This window comes from Thalassovita gelatinovora (assembly GCF_001458355.1).
In the GTDB taxonomy this organism is placed as follows: domain Bacteria; phylum Pseudomonadota; class Alphaproteobacteria; order Rhodobacterales; family Rhodobacteraceae; genus Thalassobius; species Thalassobius gelatinovorus.
In genome coordinates, this window is record NZ_CYSA01000015.1 from 425,647 (window position 1) to 438,192 (window position 12,546).

General features: G+C 55.9%; 11 protein-coding genes. 9 read left to right on the forward strand and 2 right to left on the reverse strand.

The annotated features are described in order from the left end of the window. The first annotated feature begins 26 nt into the window (after positions 1-26). On the forward strand, positions 27-614 hold the full coding sequence (locus TG4357_RS06840; protein WP_058262112.1) for a glutathione S-transferase family protein: 588 nt from the start codon (positions 27-29) through the stop codon (positions 612-614). A gap of 51 nt (positions 615-665) precedes the next feature. Here the strand turns inward: TG4357_RS06840 and TG4357_RS06845 are convergent, their stop codons facing one another. Continuing rightward, positions 666-1,538 (reverse strand): MurR/RpiR family transcriptional regulator, encoded by an 873-nt coding sequence (locus tag TG4357_RS06845; protein WP_058262113.1) that lies wholly within the window; start codon positions 1,536-1,538, stop codon positions 666-668. A 130-nt stretch (positions 1,539-1,668) separates the two neighbouring features. Between TG4357_RS06845 and TG4357_RS06850 the strand changes: the two genes are divergently transcribed. The 8 genes from TG4357_RS06850 (at position 1,669) to TG4357_RS06885 (ending at position 11,197) form a co-directional block, all read left to right on the forward strand. Continuing rightward, on the forward strand, positions 1,669-2,457 hold the full coding sequence (locus TG4357_RS06850) for an N-formylglutamate amidohydrolase (protein ID WP_058262114.1): 789 nt from the start codon (positions 1,669-1,671) through the stop codon (positions 2,455-2,457). After that, positions 2,445-3,041 carry a TRAP transporter small permease subunit gene (locus tag TG4357_RS06855; protein ID WP_058262115.1) on the forward strand — a complete coding sequence of 199 codons (597 nt, stop codon included), beginning with the start codon at positions 2,445-2,447 and terminating at the stop codon, positions 3,039-3,041. Before TG4357_RS06850 ends, TG4357_RS06855 begins: the two co-directional genes overlap by 13 nt. A gap of 3 nt (positions 3,042-3,044) precedes the next feature. Then, positions 3,045-4,367 carry a TRAP transporter large permease gene (locus TG4357_RS06860; protein ID WP_058262116.1) on the forward strand — a complete coding sequence of 441 codons (1,323 nt, stop codon included), beginning with the start codon at positions 3,045-3,047 and terminating at the stop codon, positions 4,365-4,367. A 73-nt stretch (positions 4,368-4,440) separates the two neighbouring features. After that, positions 4,441-5,472 carry a TRAP transporter substrate-binding protein gene (locus TG4357_RS06865; RefSeq protein WP_058262117.1) on the forward strand — a complete coding sequence of 344 codons (1,032 nt, stop codon included), beginning with the start codon at positions 4,441-4,443 and terminating at the stop codon, positions 5,470-5,472. Between the two features lie 83 nt (positions 5,473-5,555). Continuing rightward, positions 5,556-6,920, forward strand: coding sequence for a glutamine synthetase family protein (locus TG4357_RS06870; RefSeq protein ID WP_058262118.1), 1,365 nt, complete (start codon positions 5,556-5,558; stop codon positions 6,918-6,920). Between the two features lie 97 nt (positions 6,921-7,017). Beyond that, a complete protein-coding gene (locus TG4357_RS06875; protein ID WP_058262119.1) occupies positions 7,018-8,400 on the forward strand; it encodes an aldehyde dehydrogenase family protein in 1,383 nt (460 codons plus the stop codon). Next, on the forward strand, positions 8,397-9,542 hold the full coding sequence (locus TG4357_RS06880) for an iron-containing alcohol dehydrogenase (RefSeq protein ID WP_058262120.1): 1,146 nt from the start codon (positions 8,397-8,399) through the stop codon (positions 9,540-9,542). Before TG4357_RS06875 ends, TG4357_RS06880 begins: the two co-directional genes overlap by 4 nt. Before the next feature lie 965 nt (positions 9,543-10,507). Continuing rightward, positions 10,508-11,197, forward strand: coding sequence for a sugar transferase (locus TG4357_RS06885; RefSeq protein ID WP_058262411.1), 690 nt, complete (start codon positions 10,508-10,510; stop codon positions 11,195-11,197). Between the two features lie 4 nt (positions 11,198-11,201). Here the strand turns inward: TG4357_RS06885 and TG4357_RS06890 are convergent, their stop codons facing one another. Then, positions 11,202-12,392: a glycosyltransferase family 4 protein gene (locus TG4357_RS06890; protein ID WP_058262121.1), complete on the reverse strand. Its 1,191-nt coding sequence runs from the start codon at positions 12,390-12,392 to the stop codon at positions 11,202-11,204. Positions 12,393-12,546 lie beyond the last annotated feature (154 nt).

The window sequence follows — 12,546 nt, forward strand, 5'->3', positions numbered from 1 at the left end:
TTGAACCCGAATCGGGAGGAAATGAAATGTACGAAGTGATCGGTCATCCGACCAGCCGCGCCTTTCGGGTGCTGTGGTTGCTGGAGGAACTAGGACAACCTTATACCAACATCCCCGCCAAGCCGCATTCGCCCGAAGCGTTGGATTGCAACCCGTCGGGCAAGGTTCCGGCGCTGCGTGTTGATGGTCAAGTCATCACTGATTCGACTGCGATCATGACCTATCTGGCCGATAAGCACGGACAGATGACTTTCCCTGCTGGAACGCTTGAACGGGCCCGGCAGGATGCCGTGACGCATCAGATCATCGATGAAATCGACGGCGTGCTGTGGATGGCAACCCGGCACAAATTCATTCATCCCGAAAACCGTCGGGTCCCAGAGGTGGTCGACAGCCTGAAATGGGAATACGAGCGCAATATTGGTCATATGGCGGACCGGTTCGAAGGCCCGTTTGTGATGGGGGAAACCATGACCATCGCCGATATCATTCTGACCAATTGCCTGAACTGGGCTTTTGGCGCCAAATTCCCCGCCGCACCGGAAAAACTTACCGCCTATGCCAAGGTGATGCGGTCACGCGATGCTTATCAGCGGGCGTCCGGCAAAGGCTGATCCAATCCTTGATCCGGGTTTCGATGTCGGCATCGAAACCCGGCCTGACATTCAGGTGAATTTTCGGAAAAACCGGGTGCGGTCGAACATATCTTCCAGATCTTCCATTCGCTGACGCGAACTGTCCCAAGTATGTTCCTGCACTTCAGCGATCACCGCCTCCAATATCAACATCAGCGTTACCGTGCTGTCCCAGGCGGACGGCACCGCGATCCGGCCGCAAAAGGTGCAATCGGAAAATTCATGCACCGGTGATCGCCATTGATCGGTGAACAGGATAATCCGCGCGCCCTTTTCCCGCGCCATTTCCGCCAGCCGCAAAGTCGCGTTTTCATAGCGCCGCACATCGAAAATCACCACCACATCGCCGGGCTGAATATCCAGCAGGTAATGCACCCAGGCGTTCGACATCGATTGAATATGTGTCACATCGGGACGCAGCACCTGCATATGCATAAAGAAATAGTCGGCCAGCGACCGGGTGATCCGACCCCCCACGACCAGCACCGAATGATCCAGTTCCGCAAGCATCGCGCAGGCACGGTCAAACATGTCGGGATCAAGCTGGGTCAGGGTTTGCCGGATATTGCCCATCACCGCATCGGTAAAGCGATTCAGGATATGCGCATCAGGCGCCTTTTCCACCCAAGTGTCGCGCTTGGTAATGGGATCGGAAATCCTTGCCTCAAGTTCGCGCCGCAAGGCGGATTGAAAATCCGGGAAGCCGGTGAAGCCGAGCTTTTGCACCATGCGAACGACCGTCGGAGTAGAAACGGCTGCCGCCTTTGCGACCTGCGTTATCGACCCAAGACCTGAAACCGGGTAGCTTGTCAGCAACGAATCCGCCAATTGCCGTTCGGCGCGGGTCAGATCGTCAAAGGATGATTGCAAGCGTTCCGCAATCGTTTCTGGTTCATCGTTCAAAATCTATCCCCGGTTTTTGCCCATGATATCGACAGGACGCTCATCCGTGAAGAAATTTTTTCAGAAACCCAATTGACAGGTCGACACAACATGAAGAATTGTTTTCAAAACGAATAGGACGTTGGGATTCATGAACGGCGCGGCACTCACTATCCAAAACGAAGCGGTCAACGTCCTGATCCCGGAAGGGGCCGGGCCGGTCGTTGTCGTGTGCGAACATGCCTGCAATGCCATTCCCGAAGATTTCGCAGGATTGGGCGTGGTTGAATCTGTGCGCCGCAGCCATGTCGCATGGGATCCGGGCGCCTTGCCGGTGGCGCAGTCGCTTGCGGCCAAGCTCAATGCGGCGCTGATCCACGGCGCGGCATCGCGGCTGCTGTTTGATTGCAACCGACCCTCGGACGCCCTCGATGCGATCCCCGAGAAAAGTGAAATCTACGACATCCCCGGAAATCAGGCACTCAGCGATGCCCAGCGCGCAGAGCGCGTAACCCGCTTTCATGACCCGTTCCGCGATGCCTTGGTGGGGCTGTTGGATCGTCACATCCCGCAGGTGCTGATCACCATCCACAGCTTCACACCGGTCTATTTCGACCGGATGCGCGACGTCGAAATCGGCGTTTTACACGACACGGACAGCCGCTTTGCAGATGTCATGATCAATAAAGCGAAAGGCCACACGCAGATGGATGTTCGGCGCAACGATCCTTATGGCCCCGAACATGGCGTGACTCATACCCTGAAAACCCACGCGATACCGCGCGGCATACTGAACGTGATGTTGGAAATCCGCAACGATCTGATCCCCGATCCCGAAAGCCAACAGGCCATGGCGGGAATGCTGGCGCTTTGGATGGCCGACACCATGGCCGATTTTGGCATCACTTCCCCACAAAGCGAGACCCCATGCCAAGACTGATCACCGGATATATTCGCTGGGTGGATGCGATCAATTACCGGCTGGGCCGGATCGTGATGTATGGCATTTTCATAATGGTCGGCATTCTGCTGTGGTCGTCGATTTCCAAGACGTTCCTGCTGCCGTCTCTTTGGACGCTGGAAATGGCGCAATTCGCCATGGTTTCCTACTACATTCTGGGCGGTCCCTATTCGATCCAACTGGGATCGAATGTACGGATGGACCTGTTTTATCATGGCTGGTCGCATCGCAAGAAGGCGTGGTTCGATGCCTTCACGGTGATGGTTCTGGTGTTCTACCTCGGCATCTTGCTTTATGGCGCGTTCAATTCGCTGACCTATTCCTTGGGTCATTTCACCGGTCATCCATTCCAGTTTGCCATCGACCTGGTCACCGCCTTTTTCACCGGCGGACCAGCCGGGGCACAAGAGGTGATGGGTTACATCGAACGCAGCCCCACCGCATGGCGGCCGGTGCTGTGGCCGATCAAGCTGATCATGGTTCTGGGTATATTCCTGATCCTGCTGCAGGCGATTTCGGAATTTTTCAAAGACATCGCCCGCATTCGCGGACAGGAGATTTGACGCATGTCCTATGAGATGATCGCCATCTTCATGTTCGCCACCATGATGCTGATGCTGTTTACCGGTCAGCGCGTGTTCGGGGCCATTGGCGGCGTGGCCGCGTTGGCAGCGATCCTGCTTTGGGGGCCGGGCGGGGCAGATATTCCGTTTTCTTCCGCCATGAAGCTGATGAAATGGTATCCGCTTCTGACGCTGCCGATGTTCATTTTCATGGGCTATGTGTTGTCGGAAAGTAAAATCGCCGATGACCTGTACAAGATGTTCCATATCTGGATGGGGCCGGTTTCAGGCGGGTTGGCGATTGGGACCATCGGGTTGATGGTGCTGGTTTCGGCGATGAACGGTCTTAGCGTCGCAGGCATGGCAATCGGCGCGACCATCGCTTTGCCTGAATTGCTTCGGCGCGGGTATGACAAGAAAATGGTGACAGGTGTCATTCAGGCCGGATCGAGCCTTGGCATTCTGGTACCGCCATCAGTCGTGTTGGTGCTGTATGCCATGATCGCGCGGCAACCGGTGGGCCAACTGTGGCTGGCGGGGGTCATCCCCGGTCTGTTGATGGCGACCATGTTCATCATCTACATCTATGTCCGCTGCAAGATGAACCCCGATTTGGGTCCCGTCCTGCCGCCCGAAGAACGCGATGTATCCTTTTCCGAAAAAATGCGCCTTCTACGCGCGGGCGTCCTGCCTTTGGTGATCTTTGCGGCGATGATGGTGCCCTTCGTCAATGGTTGGACCAGCCTGGTGGAAAGCTCCGCCATCGGCGCGATGACCGCCTTTATGGCTGCCGTTCTGAAACGACGGATGACCAAGGAAGTGTTCGAAGTCTCAGTGCGTCAGACGCTGGCAATTTCGTGCATGTTCATGTGGATTATTCTGGCCGCTCTGGGATTTGGCGCGGTCTTTGACGGACTGGGCGCGGTGAACGCGATCAAGGATTTGTTCACCGAAAGGCTGGATCTCAGCCCTTGGATGATCCTGATCATGATGCAGCTCAGCTTCATCGTCATGGGCACGTTTCTGGACGATACCGCGATGCTGGTCATTGTCGCACCACTTTATGTGCCACTGGTCAACGCGCTGGGGTTCGATCTGATCTGGTATGGGGTGCTTTATACGATCACCACCCAGATCGCCTATATGACACCGCCCTTCGGATATAACCTGTTCCTGATGCGGGCGATGGCGCCGCCGGAAATCACACTCAAGGATATTTACGGGTCCATCCTGCCGTTCGTGTTGGTGATGATCGCGGCGCTGATCCTGATCATGGCCTTCCCGCAGATCGCGCTATGGCTGCCCGAATATGTCTACGCAAACTGACAGAACTCCGATGAATGGAGCGTCCAATAACAAAGGCAAAGCCTGTCGAACCTGAACCAATAGGAGAGAGAAAATGACCACCAGACGTAAGTTTCTTGCCGGGGCCGCAGCAGCAGCCCCCGCCGCGCTGGCAACCCCTGCCCTCGCGCAATCGACCATCAAATGGCGGATGCAGACCTATGCCGGTGCCGCGTTGGCCGAACATGTTGTGAAACCCGCCATCGATACTTTCAACAAAATCGCTGGCGACCGGATGCAGATCGAACTGTTCTATGCAGATCAGTTGGTCCCCACAGGCGAATTGTTCCAAGCGATGCAACGCGGCACTATTGACGCGGTTCAGTCGGATGACGATTCGATGGCTTCGCCCACCGAAGTGACCGTTTTTGGCGGCTATTTCCCGTTTGCCTCACGCTACAGCCTCGACGTTCCGGTTCTGTTCAACCAATATGGATTGAATGAAATCTGGGGCGAAGAATACGCCAAGGTCGGCGTCAAACATATCAGCGCCGGGTCTTGGGATCCCTGCCATTTCGCCACCAAAGACCCGATCAACAGCTTGGCCGATCTTAAGGGTAAGAGGATTTTTACCTTCCCTACCGCAGGCCGGTTCCTGAGCCAATTCGGCGTGGTGCCCGTCACCCTGCCTTGGGAAGATATCGAAGTTGCGGTGCAGACCGGCGAACTGGATGGGATCGCATGGTCGGGCATCACCGAAGACTACACCGTGGGTTGGGCCGATGTGACCAACTATTTCCTGACCAACAACATCTCGGGTGCCTGGATTGGCCATTTCTTTGCCAATATGGGCCGGTATGAAGAACTGCCGGAAGACCTTAAACTGCTACTGGCCACTTGCATGGAACAGTCGCATTATTATCGTCAATGGTGGTACTGGGGCGGCGAAGCCAATCTGCGCGTCGATGGCACCAAAATGCAGCTGACTTCGATCCCCGACGCAGAATGGGCCCAAGTCGAATCTGCGGCACACACCTTCTGGGATGAAATCGCGTCTGAATCCGAAACCAAAGCGAAAGTTGTCGAGATCTTCAAGAAGTACAATGCGGATATGGAAAAAGCGGGCCGTCCTTACCGCTACGGCTAAGGATATCCATTTCCCAATAAATTACGTGGCCCCGGTTTCGCCGGGGCTGCGGCACGATTGTGACAAGGCAGAGGAGCCATGACATGCCAGGGCTGATGACATTCGAGGATCTGAAAAACGCGGTGGAAAATGACACCATCGACACTGTTCTGGCCTGCACCATCGACATGCAGGGCCGCCTTATGGGCAAGCGATTCGTCGGCCATCATTTCATTCAGGACGCTTGGGAAGAAACCCATTGCTGCAATTACCTGCTGGCAACCGATCTGGAAATGGCGACCCCAGAAGGCTTTGCGGCAACCAGTTGGACGGCCGGTTATGGTGATTACATCATGAAACCCGACCTGAACACGATCCGGCCAATGCCGTGGCTGGAAGGCACCGCAATGGTGCTGTGCGATCTGCTGGATCACCATACCCATGCAGAAGTCGAACACGCCCCGCGCACCATTTTAAAAAAACAGATCGCCCGGGCCGAGGCGATGGGTCTGACACCCTATACCGCAACCGAACTGGAATTTTTCCTGTTTGAGAAGAGTTTCAAAGAGATCGCCAAGTCGGATTTCCGTGACCTGACGCCGATCTCGGACTACAATGAAGACTACAATATTTTCCAGACGACCAAGGAAGAAGCGATCATGCGCCCGTTGCGCAATCACCTTTATGCCGCTGGAGTCCCGGTGGAAAACACCAAGGGTGAAGCCGAAGCCGGTCAGGAAGAACTGAACATCAAGTACGGCCCCGCGATGGCAACCGCCGATCACCATGCGATTGCCAAACACGCGACCAAGGAAATCGCTTGGCAGCAAGGTCATGCGGCCAGTTTCCTGCCGAAATGGCATGCCGACCGGGTCGGATCATCCAGCCACGTACATCAATCGATGTGGAAGGATGGAACAAATGCGTTCTTCGATCCCAAGGCCGAACACGGCATGTCCGACCTGATGCGCAACTATGTCGCCGGTCAGATCAAATACGCGCCCGACATCACCTTTTTCCTGGCACCTTATATAAACAGCTACAAACGGTTCCAGAAAGGCAGCTTTGCCCCCACCAAATCCGTCTGGTCGGTAGACAACCGCACCGCCGGATTCCGCCTGTGCGGCGAAGGCAGCAAAGCGGTGCGGATCGAATGCCGCATTGGTGGGTCTGACCTGAACCCCTATCTGGCAATGGCAGCTTTACTGGCCGCTGGATTGGCCGGGATCGAGGAAGGGTTGGAACTTGCCCCGCCGATCACCGGCGATGTCTATGAAACCACCAAAGTGGCCGAGGTACCGCATTCGCTGCGTGACGCCACCGAGACTTTGCGCAATTCCAAACTGCTGCGCAGCGCGATGGGGGATTGGGTGGTCGACCATTATACCCGCGCGGCAGAGGTCGAACAGGAAAGTTTTGACAATGCCGTGACAGATTATGAATTGCGGCGGGGGTTCGAGCGCGCCTGACCGCCTTCCCCGTGGCTGTCGCAAAGCGCCTCCGGCGGGGATGTTTTGACCAAGATGAAACGGGAAGTTCTTTCCCTTCGAACCTGGAGTATTTGGCATGGGCCAGAAACTGACATGTATATCGCCGATTGACGGATCGGTGGTGGCCGAGCGCGAAGCGCTAAGCCTTGAAGCCGCCAAGGAGGTGTTCGCAAGGGCGGCTGCCGCACAAAAAGCCTGGGCGGCGCGCCCGTTGGATGAACGGATCGCGCTGGTGCTGCAAGGCGTGGAAAACGTCGGCGCCCTGAATGATGAAATCGTCCCGGAACTGGCACGCCAGATGGGCAGGCCGATCCGCTATGGCGGCGAATTCGGTGGTTTCAAGGAACGCGCCGATTATATGGCCCAGATCGCCCGCGACGCGCTGGCCCCGATTGCGCTGGAAGACAGTGCCGCGTTCAAGCGCTACATCGCACGCGAAGCCCACGGGGTCGTGTTGGTCGTTGCACCTTGGAACTATCCGTTCATGACCGCGATCAACACCGTCGCGCCCGCGCTGATCGCTGGCAACACCGTACTGTTGAAACACGCGACCCAGACTTTGCTTGTCGGGGAACGGATGGCGCAGGCGTTCCATGCGGCGGGCATCCCCGAGGAGGTGTTCCAGAACGTGTTCCTGAGCCATGACGTGACCAGCGACCTGATCACGGCGAAAAGCTTCGGTTTTGTCAATTTTACCGGATCAGTCGGCGGCGGTCGGACGATTGAACAGGCCGCGGCAGGCACCTTCACCGGGGTCGGGCTGGAACTGGGCGGCAAGGATCCGGGCTATGTCATGGAAGACGCCGATCTGGACGCTGCGGTCGAAACCTTGATCGATGCGGCGATGTTCAATTCCGGACAGTGCTGTTGTGGCATCGAACGCATCTATGTGGCGGAAAGCCTGTTCGACGCGTTCGTGGAAAAAGCGGTGAAGATCGTCGAAGGCTACAAGCTGGGCAATCCGATGGACCCCGAAACCACTTTGGGCCCGATGGCGCAGGCGCGCTTTGCCGAAAACGTACGGGCGCAGGTGGCTGAAGCGGTTGCGGCAGGAGCAAAACCGCTGATCGATCCGGGCCTGTTCCCGCAAGATGGCGGTGCCTATCTGATGCCGCAGATATTGATCGATGTGACCCATGATATGCGGGTGATGCGCGAAGAAAGCTTTGGTCCGGTCGTCGGCATCATGAAGGTCAAGAACGATGCCGAAGCTATCGCATTGATGAACGATAGCGATTATGGGCTTACCGCATCGCTTTGGACTGCGGATGTCGACCGCGCCGAAGCGATCGGGGCGCAGATCGAAACCGGTACCGTTTTCATGAACCGTGCCGATTATCTGGATCCGGGCCTGTGCTGGACCGGATGCAAGGACACCGGTCGTGGCGGCGGCCTGTCGGTCATCGGCTATCACAACCTGACCCGCCCGAAATCCTATCATCTGAGGAAACAGCAATGACGCTGACTGCAAACTGGTCCTATCCCACCGCCATCCGCTTTGGGGCGGGGCGTATCAAGGAACTGCCCGAAGCCTGTGCGGCTGCCGGGATCACAAAACCACTGCTGGTGACCGACAAGGGGCTGGCACCACTGCCGATCACCGCCGCGACTTTGGATATCATGGAAGCGGCGGGGCTGGGACGGGGAATGTTTTCCGAAGTGGACCCCAACCCGACCGAAGTGAATCTGGAAGCGGGTCTGAAAGTATACCGCGACGGCGGCCATGACGGGGTCATTGCCTTTGGCGGTGGTTCGGGTCTGGATCTGGGCAAGATGGTGGCTTTCATGGCCGGTCAGACTCGGCCGATTTGGGATTTCGAAGACATTGGCGATTGGTGGACCCGCGCTGATGCCGACATCATCGCGCCGATCATCGCAGTGCCTACGACCGCCGGAACCGGTTCGGAAGTTGGCCGGGCCAGTGTCCTGACCAATTCTGAAACCCATGCCAAGAAAATCATCTTCCACCCCAAAGTTCTGCCAACGGTGGTGATATCCGACCCGGAACTGACCATAGGCATGCCGCCAGCGATTACTGCGGGCACCGGTATGGATGCCTTCGCCCATTGCCTGGAAGCCTATTGCAGTCCGCATTTCCATCCGATGTCGCAAGGTATTGCGCTGGAAGGTCTGCGCTTGGTCAAAGAATACCTGCCCCGGGCCTACAAGGATGGCACAGACATCGAAGCCCGCGGTCAGATGATGGCCGCAGCCGCAATGGGTGCGGTAGCGTTTCAAAAGGGTTTGGGTGCGATCCATGCGCTGAGCCACCCGATCGGGGCGATGCACAACACCCATCACGGCACCACCAACGCTGTCGTCATGCAACCTGTGCTGCGTTTCAACCGGGCCGCCATTGAAAAGCGGATAGAACGAGCTGCGGCCTATTTGGGGATCGAAGGTGGCTTCGATGGCTTTTATGCGCTTGTCGGTGATCTGAACGCCTCTCTGGGCATTCCGGCGAACCTGACCGAGCTGGGAGTGACCAACCCGAATATGGCGGCACTGGTCCAAGGGGCTCTTGCCGACCCTTCCACCGGGGGCAATCCGATAGAGATGACCGCCGAAAACACCAAGGCGTTGTTCGAGGCCTGTTTCTAATATCGAAAGGCGGGGTAAGCCCCGCCTTTTACTAACCCCACGCAGGGCAATCTGGCCGCTGGCAGTTCAGCAGATGCGAATCCGGACAGATTCGAATGAAGTTCGGCCTCAAAATCTACCCTTTTGGGTGTTTTTCGAATCACCTTTTGAGCATTTCTGCCCGCTATTTCGGACAATCCTCCTGAACTGATGCGACTGTTTCCCAACAAGCATCTGCTTTAAGTTGTATTCTCTGAAAATACGGCGCAAATTTGAAACTTACCCCCCTAGCCTAACCGGCTAGTCCCTACGCCGATCCGACTAGACCGGGGTTAAAAGCGGACCTTGGATTTTGACATTGCCCGTCAATTTTCTGCCTGATGTGGGAAACTTCGAAGCACCAAAGCAGGGTAAAAAGGGCAAGTATTGTCTACCTCCCTAAGTCAACACGACTTCTCACACCAGATTGTTTTCCATTTGTTGACAGTCAGCCCGTGAGAACTGTCAATATTTGGTCGAAGCCGATTTCACGATACGCTTTCTTACGGGGTGGAAATCCGATGAATTCGACCCTTTTGACCGGATTTGATAACCATAAAAATCCACAAAACAGTCCAAAACTCCTACTACCAGTACATTCCGACTAGCATCCCGCGCTAGTTGCAAACTCCCTGATCTCATTGACTGAATTGGATTTTATCGGCATAAACAACCGTACTGATTGGTTCAAATACGGGGAAAATTTTCGATTAACTCCGCTCAAAATCGAATGATCGAGGGCCTATATAGGCGTTAGGTGAAAATTGGATTTGAACCGTTAAACCACAGCTGCCGGGCAGGACCTGCCTAACTGCCCGCAGTCAAGACATACAAATTTGAAACACCAACCGGCGCCGCATATGCGGCGCAGGAAAGCGGACCTGCGTGCCCCCTGAATGCGCGATGGTTTGCGCCCGACGCTCCGAAAACCCTGGGGAGGGTGAATGATGAACGTGCATGTGAATGCGGCTCTGCAAGCTGCAAAAGTAGATATTCTATCGGCCAACACGGCATTCCGTAATCAGCCGGTCGGCGTCTACCGTTCTGCAGGTAAGCGCGTGCTTGATCTGGCGTTGGTGTTGCTGATGGCCCCCACGGTTCTTCTGGTGGTTGTGGTTTTGTCCGCGATCATCGCGCTGGACGGACGATCACCCTTTTACAGTCAAAATCGCGTTGGTCGAAACGGTCGTGTGTACCGGATGTGGAAGCTGCGCAGCATGATCCCCGATGCAGAAGCGGCCCTTAAGCACCACCTTCGGGAAAACCCCGAAGCGCGCCAAGAATGGGATGCGAACCAGAAACTGCGCAACGACCCCCGGATTACGCGTTTCGGTCAGCTGATCCGCCGGACATCTTTGGATGAACTGCCGCAGCTTTGGAACGTGGTGAAAGGCGATATGTCGCTCGTCGGCCCACGTCCGATGATGTGCGAACAGCGGGTTCTTTATCCAGGCACCGAATATTACGACATGCTGCCCGGCATCACCGGTTACTGGCAAACGTCGGTGCGTAACGAAAGCAGCTTCCGCGACCGTGCTCAGTTCGACGCGGCTTATCACCGCGATCTGTCGATGGGCACCGATATCAAGGTTCTGCTGGCAACCGTTTCGGTGGTGATGTCAGCCACCGGCCACTAATCGGCTACGGTGCCTTTCGGTTTGCGACCGCCGCTTCGATCAAAGCGGCGGTACGATCCGCCCAGGCATTCCAATTCAAACGCTCTTCGTATTCACGCCGGGTCGATTGCCTGAGCGCGTCATAGCGTTCGGGCCTAGCCAGAAAATTCTGTACGATATCGGCATAGGCTTCAGGCCCGACATCGGTTGGCAGAGCAAAACCGTTGATCCCATCATAGACCGGCACCCCCCCCACATCGTTGCAAAGCGACGGCACCCCATATGCAGAGGCTTCGCAAAAGGCAAAGCCATAGGATTCAAAGGACGGCATCATCATAAAATGTGCCTGCCGATATTGGTCCTGAAACATCTTCATCTCGTCCGGCTTTGCCTTGTTCAGGGATGGATAAACGCGCAGCGCCTCCCCCAACCCGGTTTCGGGCGGGGTGCACCCCACGACGGTCAGACGAGCATCCACACCCCGGCGTCGCAACAACTGAACCGCTTCGGCTGCAATCGGGCCGCCCTTTGCAAACCAATCTCGCCCCACCAACAGAATTCTGATCGGATCGCCTGCCGTCAGCAACGGCGCGTTGGTCAGGATCCCTGGATCGGGAATATTGGCTCCCCAAGGGACGATTTGACTGCGGCCCGGTGCCAATTCAAACCATTGTTCGGCATCGTTCTTAACCCAGTTCGACGGCCAAAGCAGCAAATCCGTGGATTGGAACACAGCTGTTTCCGCCTTCAAGATCAGGTGGTCGAATTTGCGCGACAGGTTGAAAAAGCTGTCAAAGACCTGACCAATTTCGGAATGTTTATATACCGATGGTGTGGCGTCCGAAGTGAACACCGTGGTGATCGGATACGGTGGCTTCAGACCGTAAAGCGAATGAAAACTGTAAGCGCAGAACAGAACGTCGAATTGTTGCCGCCCCAATTCTTTTCGCACAGATCGGGCAATGATCTGCGAAAACAGCAGATGCAGCCGCCACTTGGCGCGCAGAATAAGCGGTTCCGGCATCGCCAGAACCAATTGCCGGATGGGTTCGGCCCATCCCCATCCCTGCGGCAAGATGTGGATATCGTCGAACCGCGTGCTCAGCGCATCGAACAGCCGCGCATTTCCTCCGGAATAAAGATTCCGGTCACGCGGGTCTGCATCGCAGAGATATGCGATCCTAAGCGGGCTTTTCGGGGGAGTAATATCTGCCAAGGTCGATATCTTTGCCGATCCATAATCTGCCTAGTTTGGATTGAACGACCGCCCGAGCAGAAAAATTCGAAAAACTTTCTTCAAACCTGCCGGACCGCCATCATTCTGCCCTAAGGTGACTATAAACAGATCACGTAAACTATGTGAAAGAAAC

Excerpts from the sequence above, each read along its gene's own strand:
- TG4357_RS06840 (WP_058262112.1), top strand. The coding sequence starts at position 27 with ATGTACGAAGTGATCGGTCATCCGACCAGCCGCGCCTTTCGGGTGCTG.
- TG4357_RS06855 (WP_058262115.1), top strand. The coding sequence starts at position 2,445 with ATGCCAAGACTGATCACCGGATATATTCGCTGGGTGGATGCGATCAAT.
- TG4357_RS06875 (WP_058262119.1), top strand. The coding sequence starts at position 7,018 with ATGGGCCAGAAACTGACATGTATATCGCCGATTGACGGATCGGTGGTG.
- TG4357_RS06850 (WP_058262114.1), top strand. The coding sequence starts at position 1,669 with ATGAACGGCGCGGCACTCACTATCCAAAACGAAGCGGTCAACGTCCTG.
- TG4357_RS06865 (WP_058262117.1), top strand. The coding sequence starts at position 4,441 with ATGACCACCAGACGTAAGTTTCTTGCCGGGGCCGCAGCAGCAGCCCCC.
- TG4357_RS06860 (WP_058262116.1), top strand. The coding sequence starts at position 3,045 with ATGTCCTATGAGATGATCGCCATCTTCATGTTCGCCACCATGATGCTG.
- TG4357_RS06880 (WP_058262120.1), top strand. The coding sequence starts at position 8,397 with ATGACGCTGACTGCAAACTGGTCCTATCCCACCGCCATCCGCTTTGGG.
- TG4357_RS06885 (WP_058262411.1), top strand. The coding sequence starts at position 10,508 with ATGAACGTGCATGTGAATGCGGCTCTGCAAGCTGCAAAAGTAGATATT.
- TG4357_RS06870 (WP_058262118.1), top strand. The coding sequence starts at position 5,556 with ATGCCAGGGCTGATGACATTCGAGGATCTGAAAAACGCGGTGGAAAAT.